We start from the raw sequence: 21,211 nt of genomic DNA, 5'->3' as shown, positions 1-21,211 counted from the left end.
ATTAACTGACGAAGGCGGGGTCGGCAATGTTCATCTGCCCAGGAAGCACAACTATCTGTCCAGAACCTGTGGCAGATCAATTTATTTCAAAGCAAATGCAATTGCGATTCAGCTAAATGCGGGGAGTGCCAGCGTGACGGTTAAACGCCCGGTCTCAGCCAGTCTGGCTAAGGCTTTTTTCTATATTGTGCTGTTGTCTATTCTGTCCACCGGCAGCGCATTACTGACGCTGACCAGCAGTTTACGGGATGCCGAAGCGATCAATATCGCCGGTTCGCTACGAATGCAGAGCTATCGGCTGGGTTACGATCTGCAAAGCCGTAGCCCGCAGATTAATGCGCATCGTCAACTTTTCCAGCACGCGCTCAACTCGCCGGTACTGCAAAATCTCAACGCCTGGTATGTGCCGCAGGCGGTGAAAACTCGCTACGCGCGCCTGCACGCCAACTGGCTGGAGATGAATAGCCGCCTACAGGACGGCGACATTGCCTGGTATCAGATCAATATCAACAATTACGTCGATCAAATTGATCTCTTCGTTCTGGCGTTACAGCATTACGCCGAGCGTAAAGTCATGCTGGTCGTCGCCATATCGCTGGCGGGCGGTATCGGCATATTTACGCTGGTCTTTTTTACCCTACGGCGTATTCGCCAGCAGGTCGTTCGCCCGCTGAATCAACTGGTCACCGCCAGTCAGCGTATTGAACATGGTCAGTTCGCCCCGCTGCCGCTGGATACCAGCTTACCCAATGAGCTGGGATTATTGGCGAAAACGTTTAGTCAGATGTCGAGCGAGCTGCATAAACTTTACCGTTCGCTGGAAGCCTCGGTGGAAGAAAAAACGCACGATCTGCACGAAGCGCATCGCCGCCTGGAGGTGTTATACCAGTGCTCCCAGGCGCTGAATACCAGCCAAATCGATGTCCACTGTTTTCGCCATATTTTGCAAATTGTCCGTGAACATGACGCCGCCTGGTATCTGGAGTTAACCGTGGGCGATAACTGGCGGATTAGCGAAGGCACGCAAAGCCCCGACCTGCCGATGCAAATGCTGCCAGTGACGATGCAGGACACGGTTTATGGCGAACTCCACTGGCAAAGCCCCAACGTTAATGCCTCTACGCCGCTGCTAAACAGCGTCTCCACGATGCTGGGGCGTGGTTTGTACTTTAATCAGGCGCAAAAACACTTCCAGCAACTTTTGTTAATGGAAGAGCGCGCGACGATTGCCCGTGAGCTACACGATTCGCTGGCGCAGGTACTTTCTTATTTACGTATTCAGTTAACGCTTTTGAAGCGCGCCATTCCTCAGGATAACGCCGGCGCGCAAAGCATCATGGCGGATTTTTCCAGAGCGCTGAACGACGCCTACCGTCAGCTTCGCGAGCTACTCACCACGTTCCGTCTGACGTTACAGCAGGCCGATTTACCCTCCGCATTGCATGAGATGCTGGAAGATTTACAGAGTCAGACCCCGGCCAAACTCACGTTGGATTGCCGTTTACCCACGCTGGCGCTGGATGCGCAAATGCAGGTGCATTTGTTGCAAATTGTGCGCGAAGCGGTCCTGAACGCCATTAAACACGCCAACGCGAGCGAAATCGCCGTGAGCTGCGTCACCGCGCCTGACGGCGATCATACCGTTTATATTCGCGATAATGGCATTGGTATCGGCGAACCGCATGAGCCTGCCGGACACTATGGTCTGAATATAATGCGTGAGCGCGCGGAGCGCCTTGGCGGCACGCTGAATTTTTCGCAACCCTCCGGCGGCGGCACCCTGGTCAGTATTAGTTTTCGCTCCTCCAACAAGGAAGAGAGTCAGTTAACGTAAAGAACGGCAAATCGCCGGAAGGCCAGATGTCAGGCTTTCCGGCGTTGGCACAAAAAGTATGCTGTAAAAGCGCATGATAATTTACATTATCTCCTTTATTTCTCCACGTTTGGCTCGTAGCTTGCCGCTACAGTGAAGCAGTTCAAATCTATAACGATATGTAGAAACACGAGGTTCCCCTTTAATGGCGAATTTTTTTATCGATCGCCCCATTTTTGCCTGGGTGCTGGCTATCCTGTTGTGTCTGACAGGGGCGTTAGCCATTTTTTCTTTACCTGTTGAACAATATCCCGATCTGGCGCCGCCCAACGTACGTATTACCGCGAATTATCCGGGAGCGTCGGCGCAAACGCTGGAAAATACCGTAACCCAGGTTATTGAGCAGAATATGACGGGCCTCGATAATCTGATGTACATGTCATCACAAAGCAGCGGAACCGGACAGGCGACCATCACCCTGAGCTTTATTGCGGGAACCGATCCTGATGAGGCGGTTCAGCAGGTGCAAAACCAGTTACAGTCCGCGATGCGTAAACTGCCGCAGGCGGTACAGGATCAAGGCGTCACGGTACGCAAAACGGGCGATACCAATATTTTGACCATCGCTTTCGTCTCTACCGACGGTTCTATGGACAAGCAGGATATCGCCGACTACGTCGCCAGTAATATTCAGGACCCGCTCAGCCGCGTCAACGGCGTGGGCGATATTGACGCTTATGGTTCACAGTACTCTATGCGTATCTGGCTCGATCCGGCCAAATTGAATAGTTTTCAGATGACCACGAAAGACGTGACCGATGCAATTGAGTCGCAGAATGCGCAAATCGCCGTCGGGCAGCTTGGCGGTACGCCTTCGGTCGACAAGCAGGCGCTGAACGCCACCATTAATGCGCAGTCACTGCTGCAAACGCCGCAACAATTTCGCGATATCACCCTGCGCGTTAATCAGGACGGTTCCGAGGTCAAACTGGGCGATGTCGCCACCGTGGAGCTGGGGGCGGAAAAGTATGACTACCTCAGCCGTTTTAACGGCAATCCGGCTTCCGGTCTTGGGGTTAAGCTGGCTTCCGGCGCGAATGAAATGGCGACCGCGAAGCTGGTGCTGGATCGCCTCAACGAGCTGGCGCAGTACTTCCCTCACGGCCTGGAATACAAGATCGCGTATGAAACCACCTCCTTTGTTAAAGCCTCGATTATCGATGTGGTCAAAACGTTGCTGGAGGCTATCGCGCTGGTTTTCCTGGTGATGTACCTGTTCCTGCAAAACTTTCGCGCCACGCTGATTCCGACGATCGCCGTGCCGGTGGTATTAATGGGCACCTTCTCCGTGCTTTACGCGTTTGGCTACAGTATTAACACATTAACCATGTTCGCGATGGTGCTGGCGATCGGGCTCCTGGTCGACGATGCCATCGTGGTGGTGGAAAACGTCGAACGTATCATGAGCGAAGAAGGGCTCACGCCGCGTGAAGCGACGCGCAAATCCATGGGGCAGATCCAGGGGGCGCTGGTCGGTATTGCGATGGTGCTGTCTGCGGTATTCGTGCCGATGGCGTTCTTTGGCGGTACCACCGGGGCGATTTATCGTCAGTTTTCTATTACCATTGTCTCGGCAATGGTGCTGTCGGTGCTGGTCGCCATGATCCTGACGCCGGCGCTGTGCGCAACGTTATTAAAACCGTTGAACAAAGGCGAACAACACGGGCAACGCGGATTTTTCGGCTGGTTTAACCGTACCTTCAATCGTAATGCCGAACGTTATGAGAAAGGCGTAGCGAAAATTTTGCATCGCAGCCTGCGCTGGATTCTGATTTATGTTCTGTTGCTTGGCGGCATGGTGCTCCTGTTTTTGCGTCTCCCCACCTCCTTTCTACCGCAAGAAGATCGGGGCATGTTCACTACGTCTATCCAGCTACCGAGCGGTTCTACGCAACAGCAGACCCTGAAAGTCGTTGAAAAGGTTGAAAACTATTACTTCACCCATGAGAAAGACAACATTATGTCGGTCTTCTCGACGGTAGGTTCCGGCCCTGGCGGGAATGGGCAAAACGTCGCGCGCATGTTTGTTCGCTTGAAAGACTGGGACGCGCGCGATCCCACCACCGGCTCCTCGTTCGCCATTATTGAGCGGGCGACAAAAGCGTTTAACCAGATTAAAGAAGCTCGCGTCTTCGCCAGCAGCCCGCCGGCAATTAGCGGTCTGGGCAGCTCCGCCGGTTTTGATATGGAATTACAGGACCACGCCGGAGCAGGCCATGACGCGCTGATGGCCGCACGAGATCAACTCATTGAGCTGGCCGGGAAAAACAGTTCCTTGACCCGCGTACGCCACAACGGCCTGGACGACAGCCCGCAACTGCAAATTGATATTGACCAACGAAAAGCGCAGGCGCTGGGCGTATCGATTGACGATATCAACGACACCCTGCAAACAGCCTGGGGATCGAGCTACGTCAACGACTTTATGGACCGGGGCCGCGTGAAGAAGGTCTATGTTCAGGCCGCGGCGAAATATCGTATGTTGCCGGATGATATTAATCTTTGGTATGTCCGTAACAAAGACGGCGGCATGGTCCCCTTCTCCGCCTTCGCCACCTCGCGCTGGGAAACCGGATCGCCGCGTCTGGAACGCTATAACGGCTATTCGGCGGTAGAAATTGTCGGAGAGGCCGCGCCGGGGGTCAGTACCGGGACGGCGATGGATGTCATGGAGTCGTTGGTGCATCAGCTACCGGGCGGTTTTGGCCTGGAATGGACAGCCATGTCTTACCAGGAACGGCTCTCCGGCGCGCAGGCGCCTGCGCTGTACGCTATTTCGCTATTAGTCGTCTTCCTGTGTCTGGCGGCATTGTATGAAAGCTGGTCGGTGCCCTTCTCGGTGATGCTGGTTGTGCCGCTCGGGGTCATCGGCGCGTTACTCGCCACCTGGATGCGCGGGCTGGAAAACGATGTTTACTTCCAGGTGGGGCTGTTGACCGTTATCGGCCTCTCGGCGAAAAACGCGATTCTGATTGTGGAATTCGCCAACGAAATGAATCAGAAGGGACACGCGCTGTTAGACGCCACGCTGTACGCCAGCCGCCAGCGCCTGCGACCGATACTGATGACTTCGCTGGCGTTTATCTTTGGCGTATTGCCGATGGCCACCAGCACCGGGGCAGGCTCGGGTAGCCAACATGCTGTCGGAACCGGCGTGATGGGGGGAATGATCTCAGCAACCATTCTGGCTATCTTCTTTGTACCCCTGTTTTTCGTGCTGATACGTCGCCGCTTCCCGCTGAAGCCGCGCCCGGAATAAGCTCCTGGCCAGCCTGATACGAGGTGTCGGGCACAAAAAAGGCGACTTTCGTTGAGTCGCCTTTTCTTATCCCCTATGGGAGCGCGGTGCCTTCCAGTCATTTATTTACGAAGCATGACTTCGATAAAATCTTTCCAGTTCCCCAGTTCACGTTCAATCATAATAGCCTCTCTTATTATTATGGGTATTCTACGTAGTTAGCGGTATAGAGAGAAGTTCATTTAACCGATTGTTGCGATATCCTCTGGTTACGCTGTCTATGATATTACTATGGCGCTGTAGCCGTAAATTTTATGTGACTTACTGCAATATTTAGCAACATTAATACCTTTTCTACTACTTTATCAAATCGGGTTAAAAAACAATCAATTGCATGTGCGCAAAATAGGATTTGTCCCGCGAATTATAAACAAGCCACATTTGGAACGTTTTGGAATCATTATTCACATTCACTCAACAATGTTATATTGATTGCCGATCAGCGCTGGATAAATAACCATTAACAGCCACACTTATTATCCCGCAGACGATACTATTGATTATTTATTCGAATTTCGCGTTAAAGGATTCAATATGATTACCCTCTATGGCATTAAGAATTGCGACACGATCAAAAAAGCGCGCCGTTGGCTGGAGGAGCATGGCATTGATTATCGTTTTCACGATTACCGTGTGGATGGCATAGACCTCCCTCTTCTTAATACCTTTATTGCCGAACTCGGCTGGCAGCCTTTACTGAATACGCGCGGCACAACATGGCGCAAACTGGATGAAGGCGACCGCAGCGGGATTACCGATGCCGACTCCGCCGCTGCTCTCATGGTTGAACAGCCGGCAATCATCAAACGCCCATTGCTCTGCGCGCCCGGGAAGCCTATGCTGCTTGGTTTCAGTGAATCCCGTTATCAGCAGTTTTTTGATGAGGTGTAGTCTATGTCGTGCCCGGTTATTGAGCTGACACAGCAACTTATTCGTCGCCCCTCCCTGAGTCCGGATGACGCAGGCTGTCAGGCATTAATGATTGAACGCCTGCGTAAAATCGGTTTTACCATTGAGCATATGGATTTTGGCGACACGCAAAATTTTTGGGCATGGCGTGGGCGTGGCGAAACGCTGGCGTTCGCCGGGCATACTGACGTCGTACCGGCAGGCGATGTCGATCGCTGGATCAATCCGCCGTTTGAGCCTACGATTCGCGACGGAATGTTGTTCGGTCGCGGCGCGGCGGATATGAAAGGTTCACTGGCGGCCATGGTGGTGGCTGCTGAACGTTTTGTTGCGCAGCATCCTCATCACCGGGGCCGCCTCGCGTTTTTGATTACCTCTGATGAGGAAGCCAGCGCAAAAAATGGCACCGTAAAGGTGGTTGAAGCGCTGATGGCCCGTAACGAGCGGCTGGATTACTGTCTGGTCGGCGAACCTTCCAGTACTGAAATTGTGGGCGATGTCGTCAAAAACGGGCGTCGCGGTTCTCTCACCTGTAACCTCACTATTCATGGCGTTCAGGGGCACGTCGCCTATCCGCATCTGGCGGATAACCCTGTTCATCGCGCCGCGCCTTTTCTTAATGAACTGGTCGCTATCGAGTGGGATCGGGGCAATGACTTTTTCCCGGCCACCAGTATGCAGGTAGCCAATATCCAGGCAGGCACCGGCAGCAATAATGTCATTCCCGGCGAACTGTTCGTGCAGTTTAACTTCCGTTTCAGCACGGAACTGACCGATGAGATGATCAAAGAGCGGGTACATGCGCTGCTTGAGAAGCATCAGCTGCGTTATACCGTAGACTGGTGGCTTTCCGGCCAGCCGTTCCTGACCGCACGCGGCAAGCTGGTGGACGCGGTGGTAAACGCCATTGAGCACTATAATGAAATTAAACCGCAATTACTGACGACGGGCGGTACGTCCGACGGACGTTTTATCGCCCGTATGGGAGCGCAGGTGGTAGAACTGGGGCCGGTGAACGCCACCATTCATAAAATTAATGAATGTGTGAATGCCGCCGATCTCCAGCTACTGGCCCGTATGTATCAACGTATTATGGAACAGCTCGTCGCCTGATGAGCGTTCCGGTAAGAGGAAATAAGCATGGACTGGCTGGCAAAATATTGGTGGATTCTGGTATTGGTGTTTCTGGTAGGCGTACTGCTGAATGTGATCAAAGATCTCAAACGCATCGACCATAAGAAATTCCTTGCCAATAAACCTGAGCTGCCCCCGCATCGCGATTTTAACGATAAGTGGGACGATGAAGAAGACTGGCCGAAGAAAAATCAGCCGAAAAAGTAACCGGATAACATGCCGGACAGCTATCGCTATCCGGCATGCTCCCCACCGCCGGGCATTACGTCGCGCAAACGCTGCGTTCGTCCGGCATCCAGCGCAATCAGCGCCTGCGCCGTCTGCACACGCTGCAACGCCAGCAGAGCTTTACGGCCTGAAATGCGTAGCCGGGCGCACAGTTCGGCATCGCTGGCTTTTTCCTCCAGCCGTCCTCTCAGCGCCGGTAACGGCAATGCGCTGCATTGCAGTAAACGATGCAGGCAACCTAGCGATGTCAGTAGCGGGCGGTGCGCGAACGCAAAACCGACCAGCTCACGCCAGTCTTCATCATTAAGCGCCTGTTCGCGTAACGCCGCCAGCGGTATCGCCTCGCCGTTCCACTGCGTCAGGATATCCGCATCGCGGCGTAAACGCCGGTGTTCCTGTTGCGCCAGCCGTTTTCCCGCGTCGCTCAGCGGCAATAACGCCATCGCCGTATAGCAACCGCTGCTCGCCTCCCGATGGTTGCCCATCCGTACCAGCACAAAGCCGCAACGTTGCCAGAAACGCCACAGCTCCGGCGTATAGCCGAAGCTGACGGAAAGATAATCACACTGCGCCGCCTGCATGCACGCGCAGGCAATCAACTGCTGACCGATGCCTTCACGCTGGCGAGCGGGGTGCACTGCGATACGGCTTACGCGACGCCCGACCAGCGTCGCGGCTAAAGGGTCGCTACCGTGCGCCGCCAGCGACTGCGCCACCAGATTTCCACGCGGACGCCGGAAACCGGCCCATACAGCCTGACTGAGTTCTGCGGATAACCCGCCCTCTTCGACCAGCCAGAGGGCACCCGCCACACGGTTATTCGCCGTGGCCTGCAAGAAATGCTGTCCTGGCGCATCCATCATTCGGCGCAGATCCAGCGGCGAAGTACGATAGTGCGCCCCCGACAGTAACTGATACACAGCCCTCGGCAACGCGGGCGTCTCCCCCCAGGCCTGTTGGTAAAACGCCGAGATTGCTATCGCGCCATGTGGCGCCTGCGCAAACGCTTCATCGTCGAATATCAGCGCCTCGCTGACGATATTTTCCAGCGGGCATTCTGGCGCCCAGCGGACAGGCTGACGAAGCGTGAAGCGGTGAAGCTGCGGAAAACGGGCGCAAAACTTAAGTAAAAAACCGCGTCCGGTGCCTTCGTAGCCCTGAACGGTGGTGGTGAGTAGTATACGGGGAAAGCGCGAAACCAGTTGCAGCAGCAGCGGCGCGGGGATTGCCGCCGCCTCGTCAACCACCAGCCAGTCGGCTCTTGCCCCGCTCGCCAGCAGCGCATCCGGCGCCATAAAGCAGAACCGCTCACCGGCAAACGCTGCCAGGATATCCGTTGCCGTTTTCGCCGGTGCGGTCACGATAGCCGTGCCCGCCATCCGGGAGATGAATTGCCCGGCCAGCGCCGATTTGCCGCGCCCACGGGGGGCAATAACCGTCGCCACGCCGGGCGGCATTTCACGTAAACGCGATAAGATAGCCGCCTGCTCCGGCTGCGGCTCGCCAGTGGCGGGTCGCCAGCATTCACGGGAAGGATAAGATGGCCAGCAAAACGGCTGGCGCTGTCGCCAAAGCAGCGTTTGCGGATCGCGGGAAAGAGTCCGTTTAAGATGCTGTGCAAACTGCGGTGTGGGGATAGGCTGCGCGCAGTCGCTCCAGCGCAGTGAATCGATATCAGGCCTGCTTTCCCACGTCTCATACGGCGGCATCAGCAGAAGCAGCCAGCTTCCGGCCTGCAAGGTCCCGCTCAGGGCGGCAAACGCTGCGGCATCAAAGCCCTGCCAGGCATCAAATATCGCATGACGAAATTCACGGCCCAGCAGCGTTTGTAACGCCTGTGGCGTACAGCGCGGCTGCGCGGGCGCGTCAGGCGCAACCCACAGCCAGTCACCGGGCAACGCAGCGCGTATCGCCTCGGCCCGCTCCCGGCACCACGCCGCATCGCCGCTGATGACCAGTAAACGGCGAATGCCTTCCTGTGTCATTTGCAACGTTAACGCCTGTAGCGCATCGATATCAGACATCCCTGCCCCGGTTTATCAAAAGTTTTTGCCAAACGTATTACATTGCGCCGGGTCGCCGCTGTCAAAGCCACGCTTAAACCAGCTGTAGCGTTGTTCTGAGGTGCCGTGGGTAAAACTATCCGGCACGACGCGCCCCTGCCCCTGTTGCTGTAAGCGATCGTCGCCGATAGCCTGTGCGGCATTGAGCGCCTCTTCCAGATCGCCCGCCTCCAGTACGCCTTGCTGCTGCATACTGTGTCCCCACACGCCGGCAAAGCAATCCGCCTGTAGCTCCATGCGCACCGAAAGGCGATTCACCTCCGTTTGCGACGCGTTTTGCTGCAACTGGCGTACTTTCGGCTCAATACCTAACAGTTTTTGTACGTGGTGGCCGACTTCGTGGGCGATAACATAACCCTGGGCAAAATCACCGTCCGCGCCCAGCTTATTTTTCATATCATCGTAAAATGAGAGATCGATATAAACGGTGCCGTCCGCCGGGCAGTAAAACGGCCCCATCACGGACTGACCCGCACCACAGCCGGTGCGCGTCATACCACGGTACATCACCAGTTTTGGCTGCTGATAGCCGCGCCCCATTTTTTGAAAGAGTTGACCCCAGGTATCTTCGGTCGTCGCCAGAATCACCGAGGTAAATTTTGCCGCTTCATCATCATTGGGGCTTATCGAACGCGTCGACTGCTGCTGCGAAACCGGCTGGCCGGTCAACAGACCGGTTAAATCCACCCCATAGTACCCTGCGACCAACACCACCACCAACAGAATGATGCCGCCTTTTCCGCGCGGAAGACGAAAGCCTGGGCCACCCAGCGAGGGGCCGCCTGGCCGATTACGTCTGTCCTCTACATTGTTGCTTTCACGACGCCCTTGCCAGCGCATAATCACCTCATTCTCTCTTTGTTATACAGATGATCGTAGGCGGTCAGGCGCAGGATTACCACAGGTAAACGCTATCAGAATGAGGAAAGGATGATACCGGAGAGCGGTTGCCCCCCGGTCAGAAGCGGAATTAATCTAATTTCACGCCCAGGCGATGCGCGACGGCTTCATAGGCTTCAATCAGACCGCCCAGACTCTGGCGGAAGCGGTCTTTGTCCATTTTGTCCAGCGTCTCTTTATCCCACAGGCGGCTACCGTCCGGTGAAAACTCATCGCCCAGCACCACTTCGCCTTTATACAGGCCAAACTCCAGTTTGAAATCCACCAGGATAAGACCCGCGTCATCAAACAGTTTTTTCAGTACGTCGTTGGCTTTGTAGGTTAACTCTTTCATACGCGCCAGATTTTCCTGACTTACCCAACCGAACGTTTCACAGTAGGAACTATTCACCATCGGGTCGTGCAGCGCGTCGTTTTTCAGGAACAGATCGAATATCGGCGGGTTAAGCTCCATGCCTTCTTCCACGCCCAGACGCTTGACCAGCGACCCAGCCGCACGGTTGCGCACCACACATTCAACCGGCACCATCTCCAGCTTCTTCACCAGACACTCGGTATCAGACAGCAAACGTTCCATCTGGGTCGGGATGCCCGCCTCGGCCAGTTTGGTCATAATGAAATGGTTGAATTTGTTATTTACCATGCCTTTGCGATCAAACTGTTCAATGCGCGCGCCATCCCCTGCTGACGTATCATTGCGGAATTCGAGCACCAACAGGTCCGGGTTTTCCGTGCTGTATACGGTTTTCGCTTTACCACGATACAACTCAGCTTGCTTTTGCATCTTTAACACTCCTGGGTGTGAATTAACGATAAGTATTCATTTCCTGCTACGCCTGCCGGAGACGTCGGCCTGTAATTGTGGTGCGAAATAGCGGTTAAATCGCGTTTTTGTACCAACGCACACGTTTGCGTATCTTATCAGAAAAAAGGGCCGGATTACTCCAGCCCTGTTAAATTACTTGTTGAACGCTGCCTGGAAGACGGCAACCAGCGCGTCGTTCTGGCTTTGCGTCAGAGTATGCCCCTTAGGATCGATAAACTGCAAGCTGCTGCGGTTATCTAAATCGCCGACCTGCAATTTATAGTCTCCGGATGCCAGGCCCGGGTCGCTAGCGCCCAGATCCCGCCAGTCGCTGTCAGACAACGGTTTGTACGTTACCGCCATGCTGCCCTGAGAGCGAGTGCTGTCGGTGACTTTCATGCCCACTTTTTCCAACGCGGCCGGGAGGCGTTGCCACACGAGGTTGAACGGACCGCGAACGACCAGCATAGGTAAACCGGTATCATCAGCGGCGCTCTGCACATCCATCGTTGCGGCGGAACGGTTCTGCGCGGCATTTGCCGCATCCGTAGCGGTCTTATCCAGACCGGCGGAAATGACGTTCATCATTTCCGTGCTATAGCGCTGCAGCGACGCCGCGTCAGCGACCGGCTTGCCAGCCTGTTCCAGATTAACCAGTTTTACCGTTACCGCCTGCTGATAGCCCTGCGGCTTCACCGAGATTTGATAACGTCCGCGATACTGTTCGTCTTCATCCAGGCGGTTCCAGTTCACCCAATCGGTCGTCAGGATCTGGCTGGCATCGTCACGTTTTTCAATCGGATAATTTTTCGCCTGAATCACGCTGACGACTTGCGGCCACAGCGTGCTGCTACGACCATTTTCCACCAATAGCGTAGCGGTATCGCCAGAGAACTGGGTACGCGCGCCGCTCACTAACGCTAACGGCTGCGCCGGCGGACGGATATCCAACGCCTTACCAACCGCGCCGCTCCCCTTCGTGACCGGAATAACGTAGTCGCCGGTCGTTATCGGCAGGATCATTCCTGCCGGGGCGTGAAGTTCAGCAAGCGGCGCGGCATCCAGATAGGATTCATCGCCGCTTACCTGGCGCTTGTAGCGCGAATCGGAACTACAGGCAGCGAGCAGCAAAACAAGCGAAACACCCGCAACCTTCGCCAGGCGCGACTTTTGTACTGAGTAAGCCATCAAATCTCCCTAAACTTTACAGCAGGCCAGCATGCTGAAGCGCTGCTTTGACGATGTCACGACCATGGTCCGTGATAGGCGTCATTGGCAGGCGCAGCGTGTCGGTCGCCACAAGACCCAATGCCTTACATGCCCATTTCACCGGGATAGGATTGGGTTCGACAAATAGTTTGTTGTGTAACGGCATCAGACGCTGGTTGATAGCGCGCGCCTCGGCAAATTGCCCTTCCGCCGCCAGTTTGCACATGTCAGCCATCTCGCGCGCCGCTACGTTAGCCGTAACGGAAATCACGCCATGACCACCCAGTTGCATAAAGTCCAGCGCAGACGCGTCATCGCCGCTAAGCAGAATAAAATCGTCTGAAACCAGCTCTTTGATCTGGTGAACGCGGGTTAAGTTCCCTGTCGCCTCTTTGATAGCGATAATATTTTTTATTTCCGCCAGACGACCCACGGTTTCCGGCAACATGTCGCAGCCGGTACGGGACGGCACATTATACAGAATTTGCGGCAAGTCAGTGTGTTCCGCGATGGCTTTGAAATGCTGGAACAAACCTTCCTGCGTGGGGCGATTGTAGTACGGCGTCACCGTCAGGCAGCCAACAATGCCGCTATCGTTAAAACGCTGCGTCAGGCTAATCGCTTCCGCGGTCGCGTTTGCGCCCGTGCCGGCGATAACCGGAATACGTCCGTCAGCCAGTTCCAGCGTCATCATCACGACATCGCCATGTTCATCATGGCTTAGCGTGGCAGACTCGCCGGTGGTGCCAACCGAAACAATCGCCGAGGTACCGTTGGCGACATGATAATCAATGAGTTTTTTCAGGCAAGACCTACTGACGTTACCTTTCTCATCCATCGGCGTAACAAGCGCGACAATACTTCCCGTGAACATGGGCCATCCTCTGTGCAAACAAGTCCCTCAATGGTACGTTTGGTATGGCAATAAAAGCAAGCGACCAAAGCCGTTCTGATTGTTGTATGCAGGTTTTTTTTATGGTTTCCTTAAGATTACCTCACCGCTCAAAGGAATAACTGGTTTGACACCGTCATCACAACACTATTTGGTTATCACTGCGCTGGGCGCCGACAGGCCCGGTATTGTGAATACCATTACTCGCCATGTCAGCAGTTGCGGCTGTAATATCGAAGACAGCCGACTGGCGATGCTGGGCGATGAATTCACGTTTATTATGTTGTTGTCCGGCACGTGGAACGCGATTACCTTGATTGAATCGACATTGCCGTTAAAAGGCGCGGAGCTGGATCTGCTGATTGTGATGAAACGGACGTCCGACCGCCCCCGCCCGGCAATGCCCGCGACGGTATGGGTTCAGGTTGAGGTCGCCGACTCCCCGCATTTAATTGAGCGATTCACCGCGCTGTTTAATAGTCATGAAATGAATATTGCGGAGCTGGTCTCCCGCACACAGCCGGCTGAAGGTGATAAAGCTGCGCAATTATTTATTCAAATCACCGCACATAGCCCGGCGTCGCAAAATTCCGCAAATATTGAGCAAGCCTTTAAAGCACTATGTACAGAACTCAATGCGCAAGGCAGTATAAACGTCGTCAATTACTCACAACATGATGAACAGGATGGAGTTAAGTAATGAATCCACTGAAAGCCGGTGATATCGCACCGAAATTTAGCTTGCCGGATCAAGACGGGGAACAAGTAAATTTGACCGACTTCCAGGGACAGCGCGTTCTGGTTTATTTCTACCCAAAAGCCATGACACCCGGCTGTACCGTGCAGGCCTGCGGCTTACGCGATAACATGGACGAGCTCAAAAAAGCAGGCGTGGACGTGCTGGGCATCAGCACCGATAAACCTGAAAAACTCTCCCGTTTCGCTGAAAAAGAGCTGCTGAACTTTACCCTTTTGTCCGATGAAAACCATCAGGTGTGTGAACAGTTCGGCGTCTGGGGCGAAAAGTCGTTTATGGGCAAAACGTATGACGGCATTCACCGCATCAGCTTTTTGATTGACGCTGATGGTAAGATTGAACACGTCTTTAATGATTTTAAAACCAGCAATCACCATGATGTGGTGCTGAACTGGCTGAAAGAAAACGCGTAAAAGCCTCAGGCCGCGCTGATGTGCGGCCTGGAAAGGGAATGCGCCGTCAGGCTTGCCGCGCCAGACGCCATATCGCCGCCACATTGCGCGCCGACAGGCTCAGGTTATATTCCGCCTCGTGTAAGGCTTCCGGCAGCGTAACGATATGCGACAAAATCGACAGCGCCGCATCGATACCCTGCTGATACACAACGTGATGATCGTGTTGCAGCCCACCGGCGAGCGCGATAACCGGTTTATGATACCGCTTCGCCACTCTGGCGACGCCAATCGGCGTCTTGCCGCAAATACTTTGGCTGTCCAGCCGCCCTTCTCCGGTAATCACCAGATCGGCATCTTTAACCGCCTGCTCAAGCTGTAGCGTTTCCACAACAATCTCTACGCCGGCGCGTAATTCCGCATTGAGCAATCCTAAAAGCGCGGCGCCCATTCCACCTGCCGCACCCGCGCCGGGAGCGTTAATCACCTCACGTCCCGTAGCCTGATAAATATGTCGGCCCCAGTTTTCCAGCGCCGCGTCCAGGGTGTTCACCATTTCCGCTGTCGCCCCTTTTTGTGGGCCAAAGATGGCCGATGCGCCCTGGGGACCACACAACGGATTGTTGACATCACACGCCACGGTTATCGATACCTTACGCAGCAATGGGTGACAACCGGACAGATCGATAGAGGCCAGCGCCGCCAGCGCCTCGCCGCCCGGAGAAAGCGAGCGCCCCTGTTTATCGCGCAATATAACGCCAAGCGCCTGCATCATCCCCGCGCCGCCGTCATTCGTCGCACTGCCGCCAATTCCCAGAATAATACGCTTTACGCCACGCTCCAGCGCCGCGACGATTAACTCGCCGGTGCCGTAGCTGGTGGTATTAAGCGGGTTGCGCAATTCAGGCGAAACGTGATGCAGCCCGGATGCCGCCGCCATTTCAATCACGGCGGTATCGCTATCGCCCAGCATTCCCCAGCGCGCGGCCACCGGTTGCCCAAGCGGGCCTTGTACCCACTGGTCGACATAACGCCCGCCGCTGGCTTCCACCATTGATTGTACGGTTCCTTCCCCGCCATCCGCCATGGGCACTTTAACGTAGTCGGCGTCAGGATAAATTTCGCGGAACCCCTTTTCTATCGCCTCAGCGACCGCCATTGCGGACAAACTTTCTTTAAATGAATCAGGAGCAATAACAATTTTCATAGGGATTATCCTGCAAAACCAAAGAAACCGAACATCAGAGTAGAAATAAAGGTAATGGCTAACCCCACCAGCGTTTCATACGGCATTAGCTTTAAACGTTCATGAATTTGCATATTGACGCTGCCGCCCGTCGCGTGGAAAAAGCTGCCGTGCGGCAGATGGTCCAGCACCGTGGCGCCCGCATGGATCATAGCGGCTCCCGCCAGGGCGGAAACGCCAAGTTCAAGTAATGTGGGAGAGAAAACGCCGGACGCCACCGCCGTTCCCGCCGTGGTTGAGGCCGTCGCCATTGACATCATGGCGCCAGACACGGGCGCCAGCAGCCAGGACGGCAATCCCGAAGCGGTGAGGCCATGAATCAGGACATCTTTAAGTTCGGAATTAGCGATAATGCCGGCCAGCGTACCGGTTCCCAGCAACATAATAGCGACAGGCGCCATACGCATCAGACCAGCGACCATGTACTGGTTACAGTGGCGCGCGCGTCCCATCAACAGCAGACCGACCAATCCCCCTACGGGCAGGGCAATTAACGGGTCAATGGAAATGCCGGCAAACGGACGGAGAGAAAGCAGGAAAATAGCGACCAGCGGCGCGCTAATCGCCACCAGAAAACCGGGTCTGGCGACGGAGTCATCATGGTGAGTCACTTCATGATCGGCGACGCCCGCGCCTTTATTATTCAGCCGTTTCGCTAACAGATAGGCGATAATAAGCCCAACGATGCCCGGAACCACGCCCGCCAGCATAATAGAGGTAAGAGGAACATGAAACGCATCGGAGGCGGCAATAGCGTTCGGGTTAGGTGACATCACGTTACCCGCTTTGCCGCCGCCAACCATCGCCAGCAGAATAGCGCTTTTTGACAGGCCAGCATTACGCGCAATCGACAGCGCAATCGGCGCGACGGTAATCACCGCCACATCAATAAATACGCCGACGGCAGTCAAACATAGTGTGGCAATGGCTAATGCCAATAATGCCCGGGTTTCCCCCACTTTGCGGACAATCGTCTCAGCAATCGTATTCGCCGCCCCGGACTCAATTAATACGCCCGCCAGTACGCCTGCGGCCAGAATACGCAATACGGCATTAACGATGCCCTGCGCGCCTGACACCATCAACGACACGGTTTGCAGAAGATCGGCGCCGCCAATCAAACCGCCGACCAGCGCGCCCGCCATCATGCCGTAGGCTGGCGACACTTTTCTTAAAATTAATACGATGGCCACAACCAATGCGGCAATGGCTCCCAGGGTGGATATCGACGTCATATACTGCGCCTCCTTTAACATGGAGCGCGCAGTATGGAAAAACCCGCCTAAAAATCCGCTGGAGCTTTCAACAAATTTCGATTCGACCAGGCAGCGGTAACTTGTCGGACAGTACAGATTCGGCCTGGAGCTCCATACCGATATAAAGCCAAAGCGTACTTTTTAACTCGTTGATTTTTATGTGTGTAATATCCTCACAGCGCTGTAAGCGATAGCGCAATGTATTCACATGAATATGCAATGCTTTGGCTGTTTGCGTCAGGTCACAATTATGTTCAAACCAGGTCCGCAGCGTCTGTTGCAATACGCCTTTCGCGTCATGTTGCGTCAGTTGCAGCCACAGACGCGATAGCTCCTGCACTTGCCAACTTTCAGACAGCCCGCTTAGCAGCGCGGGAAGCGCATGGTCATGATAAAAAATGTACTGGCTGCGCAGCTTTTGTCTTTTCGCCATCGCCTGCGTGGCTCTCGCAGTGAGCAAAGATCGGTGCAATCCCGTCTCGCCGGCAAAATAACCCCCAACCAAAATACGGCTAAAGCCCGATGATGCAGCCCATGATTTAAAAATCTGCAATTCGCCCATTTCCTGGCGGGTATTCCACTTTCCCTCTTTTAACGTGATAGGCTTAATAATGATTAATTCATTAAATTCGGTAAACGTCACCAAATGGTTGCGCGCGTGATTCTCGAAATAATCCATTACATTGCGCAGCGCTTCGCGATCCGGCTGGGAAAGTTCAATAATCAGCACCACTCTGGGAACCGCCAGATCAATGCCCAGATAGGCCGCCATGGAGCGCAACGACTCTGTTGAATTTTCTCGCAAAATCAATTGGTTGATCAGCTCTTCGCGATAGCGTTTATCCCACTGTCGCTGTTCGATCAGCACCATATGCTCGATCACCAGCTCCGCCGCCATTTTAACCAGCTCGGCATACGCGCGAACCTCCTCCGGCTCGCCGGTAATGCCGACCACGCCGATAAGCTGTTCATGAAAAGAGATGGGAAGATTAATGCCGGATCGCACGCCTTTTAGCTGATTGGCGGTAGCGGAATCAATTTCTACAATACGGTTTTCCTTCAGCGCCAGAATGGCCCCTTCGTGACGCTGGCGAAGCCGCGAAGGTTCGCCAGACGCGATAATGACGCCATGTTCATCCATGACGTTTACCGAGTAAGGAATAATTTTCATGGCTCGCTGTACAATTTGCCGCGCGGTATACCCTTTCAAGTAATGTTTTCTCAACACACTCATTCCCTGTTTCGTTATCGCTTTACATTAAAAAAGCAATCTCGCATCAATGATGTCACTTATTAACGAATTTCTCAGAAGAATGCTTAGGTTAAGTCACCAAATTTTGGCGGCTTTACAGCGAGAATTTTGTAGGTTCCGACAATAAAAATGCCGCAACACGGCGCGGCATTAAAAAAAGAGCGGCTTTCTAAGCGCTTGTCCCTCATCAGGCGTGCGCAAAATGGCGGCAGGGCACTATGATGTCGTTCACGCTTTACAACTTTTGTACAGACCGCTCAGGATGAGGCATCTGTCACCTGACCATCCGGCCAGGCATGGACAACGGCTTTAATCAGCGTCGCCAATGGAATGGCGAAAAACACTCCCCAGAAACCCCACAGACCGCCGAAAATCACCACTGACAGAATAATCACCAGCGGATGCAAATTCACCGCTTCGGAGAAAAGTACCGGTACCAGCAGATTGCCATCCAGCGCCTGAATAATGAGATAAACGGCAAAACAGCTCCAGAATTCCGTCCCCAGACCAAACTGAAACAGCGCGACGCCCACCACCGGAATTGTCACCACAAAGGCGCCGATATAGGGGATCAGGACCGAAAAGCCCACCAGTACCGCCAACAGTAGCGAATAATTGAGGCCAAACAGCAAAAAGCCCAGCCAGGTCGCCACGCCCACCACCACCATCTCCAGCACTTTTCCGCGGATATAGTTGGTGATCTGCTGATTCATCTCATTCCACACCTGCCCCGCCAGCCCGCGATTACGCGGCAGCACGCGGCGCACGGCATTCAGCATCTGCTCTTTATCTTTTACCAGGAAAAAGACCATCAGCGGCACCAGAACCAGATATACCGCCAGCGTCAGTAGCCCGACTAACGAAGCCAGCGAATACTTCACCACCGAATCGCCCATGTTAAGCATCCGGGTACGCATGTTTTCCGCCATCGCATCAATAATGCCCGCATCCATCAGCGCCGGATAGCGTCGCGGCAAGGTCGCGGCAAAATCGGACAGTTTATTCAGCATACCGGGCATATCACGAATCAGGTAAATACCCTGCTGCCAGGCAATCGGCATCACCACAAACGCCATTAATAACAGAATGCCGACAAAGAGGATAAGGACAATGGAGGCTGCCCAGCGCCGGGAACAGCCAATCGCCTGCAGGCGCGCCGTCGGCCACTCCAACAGGTAGGCCAGTACGATAGCGACCAGCAGCGGCGCTAACAGGCCGCTAAAGAAAAAGAGGATGCTAAAACCAGCCACCAGAATGACCAGCAAGGCAATCGCCTCCGGGTCGCTGAAGCGACGGCGATACCATTGCATTAACATTTCGAGCATAAAACCCTTCCCAGAACTCAACTGCGGGATTGTGATGCCGAATTGTATCGAAATGTCACAAAAAAGACTTCGCTTTTTATCGTTGATTCAGGAAACTAAAATAGTGAGTCTGTGCTCATCACAGTTACACTTATGAAGTGTCGGAGCGTGGAACGATATTTCACGACGTTGGTCAAAGGGCTATCTCAAAACAACAGGATAGAGGTTATGTTCAGGCAGTTGAAAAAAAACCTGGTGGCAACCCTCATTGCAGCATTGGCTCTCGGTCAGGTCGCGCCCGCATTTGCCGACCCTGCCGACACGCTGCCCGATATGGGAACCTCGGCAGGAAGCACGCTTTCTATCGGACAAGAGATGCAAATGGGCGACTTTTATGTGCGCCAGCTACGCGGCAGCGCGCCGTTAATCAACGATCCGCTGCTGGTGCAATACATTAACGCGCTGGGTATGCGTCTGGTCTCGCACGCCGACTCCGTCAAAACGCCCTTCCATTTTTTCTTGATCAATAATGACGAAATCAACGCGTTCGCGTTCTTTGGCGGCAATGTGGTGCTGCACTCGGCGCTTTTTCGCTACGCGGATAACGAAAGCCAGCTAGCTTCAGTCATGGCGCATGAAATCTCCCACGTGACGCAGCGCCATCTGGCGCGCGCGATGGAAGATCAAAAGCGCAGCGCGCCGCTTACCTGGGTGGGCGCGCTGGGTTCCATTTTGCTGGCCATGGCCAGCCCACAGGCCGGTATGGCGGCGCTAACCGGTACTCTGGCGGGAACGCGCCAGGGAATGATAAGTTTCACCCAGCAAAATGAGCAAGAAGCCGACCGTATTGGTATTCAGGTACTGCAACGCGCCGGATTTGACCCACAGGCGATGCCCTCTTTCCTCGAAAAACTGCTCGACCAGGCGCGTTACTCCACGCGTCCGCCTGAAATTTTGCTCACTCACCCCTTACCGGAAAGCCGCCTTGCGGATGCCCGCAACCGTGCCAACCAGATGCGCCCGGTCGTGGTGCAATCTTCCGCCGACTTCTATCTCGCCAAAGCGCGCGCCCTGGGAATGTACAATTCCGGACGTAACCAGCTCACCAGCGATCTGCTGGATCAGTGGTCTAAAGGCAACGTGCGTCAGCAACATGCGGCGCAATATGGCCGGGCGTTGCAGGCGATGGAAGCGAGCAAGTACGATGAAGCGCGCAAAACGTTGCAGCCGCTATTAAGCGCGGAACCGAACAATGCCTGGTATCTTGACCTCGCCACCGATATTGACCTGGGGCAGAAAAGAGCCAACGACGCGATTAATCGCCTGAAAAATGCCCGCGATCTGCGCGTTAATCCTGTGCTGCAGTTAAACCTCGCCAATGCGTACCTCCAGGGAGGCCAGCCAAAAGCGGCGGAAACCATTCTGAATCGCTACACCTTTAGCCATAAAGATGACGGTAACGGCTGGGATCTGCTTGCTCAGGCCGAAGCCGCGCTGAACAACCGCGATCAGGAGCTGGCGGCGCGCGCTGAAAGTTATGCGCTGGCGGGACGACTGGATCAGGCAATTTCACTGCTCAGTAGCGCCAGCGCCCAGGCAAAACTGGGTAGCCAGCAACAGGCGCGTTACGATGCGCGTATCGACCAGTTGCGCCAGTTACAGGAACGCTTCAAGCCATACACGAAAATGTAAT

The 21,211-nt window shown here is 54.4% G+C and carries 18 protein-coding genes; 8 read left to right on the top strand and 10 right to left on the bottom strand.

Annotated features, from left to right (window positions below; genetic code table 11):
- The first annotated feature begins 133 nt into the window (after nucleotides 1-133).
- Complete coding sequence (gene narQ, locus OLG56_RS06485; RefSeq protein ID WP_061377287.1) at nucleotides 134-1,834, top strand: nitrate/nitrite two-component system sensor histidine kinase NarQ; 1,701 nt, start codon at nucleotides 134-136, stop codon at nucleotides 1,832-1,834.
- A gap of 184 nt (nucleotides 1,835-2,018) precedes the next feature.
- Nucleotides 2,019-5,132 (top strand): multidrug efflux RND transporter permease AcrD, encoded by a 3,114-nt coding sequence (acrD, locus tag OLG56_RS06480; RefSeq protein WP_079822176.1) that lies wholly within the window; start codon nucleotides 2,019-2,021, stop codon nucleotides 5,130-5,132.
- Nucleotides 5,133-5,233: 101 nt separating this feature from the next.
- Here the strand turns inward: acrD and ypfM are convergent, their stop codons facing one another.
- Complete coding sequence (gene ypfM / locus OLG56_RS06475) at nucleotides 5,234-5,293, bottom strand: protein YpfM (protein WP_001386977.1); 60 nt, start codon at nucleotides 5,291-5,293, stop codon at nucleotides 5,234-5,236.
- A 412-nt stretch (nucleotides 5,294-5,705) separates the two neighbouring features.
- Between ypfM and OLG56_RS06470 the strand changes: the two genes are divergently transcribed.
- The 3 genes from OLG56_RS06470 to OLG56_RS06460 are packed head-to-tail and all read left to right on the top strand — an operon-like array spanning nucleotide 5,706 to nucleotide 7,421.
- The gene (locus OLG56_RS06470) at nucleotides 5,706-6,062 is read left to right on the top strand and encodes an ArsC family reductase (protein WP_000631923.1); all 357 of its coding nucleotides are present in this window, start codon (nucleotides 5,706-5,708) and stop codon (nucleotides 6,060-6,062) included.
- A gap of 3 nt (nucleotides 6,063-6,065) precedes the next feature.
- Nucleotides 6,066-7,193 carry a succinyl-diaminopimelate desuccinylase gene (dapE, locus tag OLG56_RS06465; protein ID WP_001277825.1) on the top strand — a complete coding sequence of 376 codons (1,128 nt, stop codon included), beginning with the start codon at nucleotides 6,066-6,068 and terminating at the stop codon, nucleotides 7,191-7,193.
- Between the two features lie 27 nt (nucleotides 7,194-7,220).
- Complete coding sequence (locus OLG56_RS06460; RefSeq protein ID WP_000383843.1) at nucleotides 7,221-7,421, top strand: YpfN family protein; 201 nt, start codon at nucleotides 7,221-7,223, stop codon at nucleotides 7,419-7,421.
- Nucleotides 7,422-7,447: 26 nt separating this feature from the next.
- On the opposite strand, the gene tmcA is transcribed toward OLG56_RS06460, so the two are convergent.
- The 5 genes from tmcA to dapA all read right to left on the bottom strand — a co-directional run bounded on the left by tmcA (nucleotide 7,448) and on the right by dapA (nucleotide 13,293).
- Nucleotides 7,448-9,466, bottom strand: a complete 2,019-nt coding sequence (gene tmcA / locus OLG56_RS06455; RefSeq protein ID WP_061377285.1) for a tRNA cytosine(34) acetyltransferase TmcA — start codon at nucleotides 9,464-9,466, stop codon at nucleotides 7,448-7,450.
- Between the two features lie 15 nt (nucleotides 9,467-9,481).
- Nucleotides 9,482-10,345 carry a KPN_02809 family neutral zinc metallopeptidase gene (gene ypfJ, locus OLG56_RS06450; RefSeq protein WP_001267523.1) on the bottom strand — a complete coding sequence of 288 codons (864 nt, stop codon included), beginning with the start codon at nucleotides 10,343-10,345 and terminating at the stop codon, nucleotides 9,482-9,484.
- A gap of 130 nt (nucleotides 10,346-10,475) precedes the next feature.
- Nucleotides 10,476-11,189, bottom strand: a complete 714-nt coding sequence (gene purC, locus OLG56_RS06445) for a phosphoribosylaminoimidazolesuccinocarboxamide synthase (RefSeq protein WP_001171630.1) — start codon at nucleotides 11,187-11,189, stop codon at nucleotides 10,476-10,478.
- Nucleotides 11,190-11,363: 174 nt separating this feature from the next.
- A complete protein-coding gene (bamC, locus tag OLG56_RS06440; RefSeq protein ID WP_000331871.1) occupies nucleotides 11,364-12,398 on the bottom strand; it encodes an outer membrane protein assembly factor BamC in 1,035 nt (344 codons plus the stop codon).
- Nucleotides 12,399-12,414: 16 nt separating this feature from the next.
- Nucleotides 12,415-13,293 (bottom strand): 4-hydroxy-tetrahydrodipicolinate synthase, encoded by an 879-nt coding sequence (dapA, locus tag OLG56_RS06435; RefSeq protein WP_000494020.1) that lies wholly within the window; start codon nucleotides 13,291-13,293, stop codon nucleotides 12,415-12,417.
- Between the two features lie 145 nt (nucleotides 13,294-13,438).
- On the opposite strand from dapA, the gene OLG56_RS06430 reads away from it, so the two are divergent.
- Both OLG56_RS06430 and bcp read left to right on the top strand, forming a co-directional pair.
- The gene (locus OLG56_RS06430) at nucleotides 13,439-14,011 is read left to right on the top strand and encodes a glycine cleavage system transcriptional repressor (RefSeq protein ID WP_000189061.1); all 573 of its coding nucleotides are present in this window, start codon (nucleotides 13,439-13,441) and stop codon (nucleotides 14,009-14,011) included.
- Nucleotides 14,011-14,481 (top strand): thioredoxin-dependent thiol peroxidase, encoded by a 471-nt coding sequence (bcp, locus tag OLG56_RS06425; protein WP_001068686.1) that lies wholly within the window; start codon nucleotides 14,011-14,013, stop codon nucleotides 14,479-14,481. The genes OLG56_RS06430 and bcp overlap by 1 nt, the downstream gene beginning before the upstream one ends.
- A gap of 46 nt (nucleotides 14,482-14,527) precedes the next feature.
- Here the strand turns inward: bcp and OLG56_RS06420 are convergent, their stop codons facing one another.
- From OLG56_RS06420 to OLG56_RS06405, 4 genes are all read right to left on the bottom strand, one after another.
- Entirely contained in the window at nucleotides 14,528-15,667 is a 1,140-nt protein-coding gene (locus OLG56_RS06420; protein ID WP_000706377.1) for a glycerate kinase, read from the bottom strand.
- A 5-nt stretch (nucleotides 15,668-15,672) separates the two neighbouring features.
- Nucleotides 15,673-16,941: a GntP family permease gene (locus OLG56_RS06415; RefSeq protein WP_000200859.1), complete on the bottom strand. Its 1,269-nt coding sequence runs from the start codon at nucleotides 16,939-16,941 to the stop codon at nucleotides 15,673-15,675.
- A gap of 67 nt (nucleotides 16,942-17,008) precedes the next feature.
- Nucleotides 17,009-18,196 (bottom strand): sugar diacid recognition domain-containing protein, encoded by a 1,188-nt coding sequence (locus OLG56_RS06410; RefSeq protein WP_061377284.1) that lies wholly within the window; start codon nucleotides 18,194-18,196, stop codon nucleotides 17,009-17,011.
- A gap of 275 nt (nucleotides 18,197-18,471) precedes the next feature.
- On the bottom strand, nucleotides 18,472-19,539 hold the full coding sequence (locus OLG56_RS06405; RefSeq protein WP_000892056.1) for an AI-2E family transporter: 1,068 nt from the start codon (nucleotides 19,537-19,539) through the stop codon (nucleotides 18,472-18,474).
- 207 nt (nucleotides 19,540-19,746) lie between these two features.
- Between OLG56_RS06405 and bepA the strand changes: the two genes are divergently transcribed.
- Nucleotides 19,747-21,210, top strand: a complete 1,464-nt coding sequence (gene bepA / locus OLG56_RS06400; RefSeq protein ID WP_000489631.1) for a beta-barrel assembly-enhancing protease — start codon at nucleotides 19,747-19,749, stop codon at nucleotides 21,208-21,210.
- The last annotated feature ends 1 nt before the right edge of the window (nucleotide 21,211 follow it).

The organism is Salmonella sp. 2018103, assembly GCF_026247685.1.
GTDB lineage: Bacteria > Pseudomonadota > Gammaproteobacteria > Enterobacterales > Enterobacteriaceae > Salmonella > Salmonella enterica.
The sequence above is the reverse complement of the archived record's forward strand: the minus strand, read 5'-3'. Positions and strand labels throughout refer to the sequence as shown.

What these genes read in the sequence shown, in the direction of transcription:
- OLG56_RS06405 (WP_000892056.1), bottom strand. Translation starts at nt 19,539, where the DNA reads ATGCTCGAAATGTTAATGCAATGGTATCGCCGTCGCTTCAGCGACCCG.
- dapA (WP_000494020.1), bottom strand. Translation starts at nt 13,293, where the DNA reads ATGTTCACGGGAAGTATTGTCGCGCTTGTTACGCCGATGGATGAGAAA.
- bamC (WP_000331871.1), bottom strand. Translation starts at nt 12,398, where the DNA reads ATGGCTTACTCAGTACAAAAGTCGCGCCTGGCGAAGGTTGCGGGTGTT.
- tmcA (WP_061377285.1), bottom strand. Translation starts at nt 9,466, where the DNA reads ATGTCTGATATCGATGCGCTACAGGCGTTAACGTTGCAAATGACACAG.
- OLG56_RS06415 (WP_000200859.1), bottom strand. Translation starts at nt 16,941, where the DNA reads ATGACGTCGATATCCACCCTGGGAGCCATTGCCGCATTGGTTGTGGCC.
- OLG56_RS06460 (WP_000383843.1), top strand. Translation starts at nt 7,221, where the DNA reads ATGGACTGGCTGGCAAAATATTGGTGGATTCTGGTATTGGTGTTTCTG.
- OLG56_RS06420 (WP_000706377.1), bottom strand. Translation starts at nt 15,667, where the DNA reads ATGAAAATTGTTATTGCTCCTGATTCATTTAAAGAAAGTTTGTCCGCA.
- acrD (WP_079822176.1), top strand. Translation starts at nt 2,019, where the DNA reads ATGGCGAATTTTTTTATCGATCGCCCCATTTTTGCCTGGGTGCTGGCT.
- bcp (WP_001068686.1), top strand. Translation starts at nt 14,011, where the DNA reads ATGAATCCACTGAAAGCCGGTGATATCGCACCGAAATTTAGCTTGCCG.
- purC (WP_001171630.1), bottom strand. Translation starts at nt 11,189, where the DNA reads ATGCAAAAGCAAGCTGAGTTGTATCGTGGTAAAGCGAAAACCGTATAC.
- bepA (WP_000489631.1), top strand. Translation starts at nt 19,747, where the DNA reads ATGTTCAGGCAGTTGAAAAAAAACCTGGTGGCAACCCTCATTGCAGCA.
- OLG56_RS06410 (WP_061377284.1), bottom strand. Translation starts at nt 18,196, where the DNA reads ATGAGTGTGTTGAGAAAACATTACTTGAAAGGGTATACCGCGCGGCAA.
- dapE (WP_001277825.1), top strand. Translation starts at nt 6,066, where the DNA reads ATGTCGTGCCCGGTTATTGAGCTGACACAGCAACTTATTCGTCGCCCC.
- ypfJ (WP_001267523.1), bottom strand. Translation starts at nt 10,345, where the DNA reads ATGCGCTGGCAAGGGCGTCGTGAAAGCAACAATGTAGAGGACAGACGT.
- OLG56_RS06470 (WP_000631923.1), top strand. Translation starts at nt 5,706, where the DNA reads ATGATTACCCTCTATGGCATTAAGAATTGCGACACGATCAAAAAAGCG.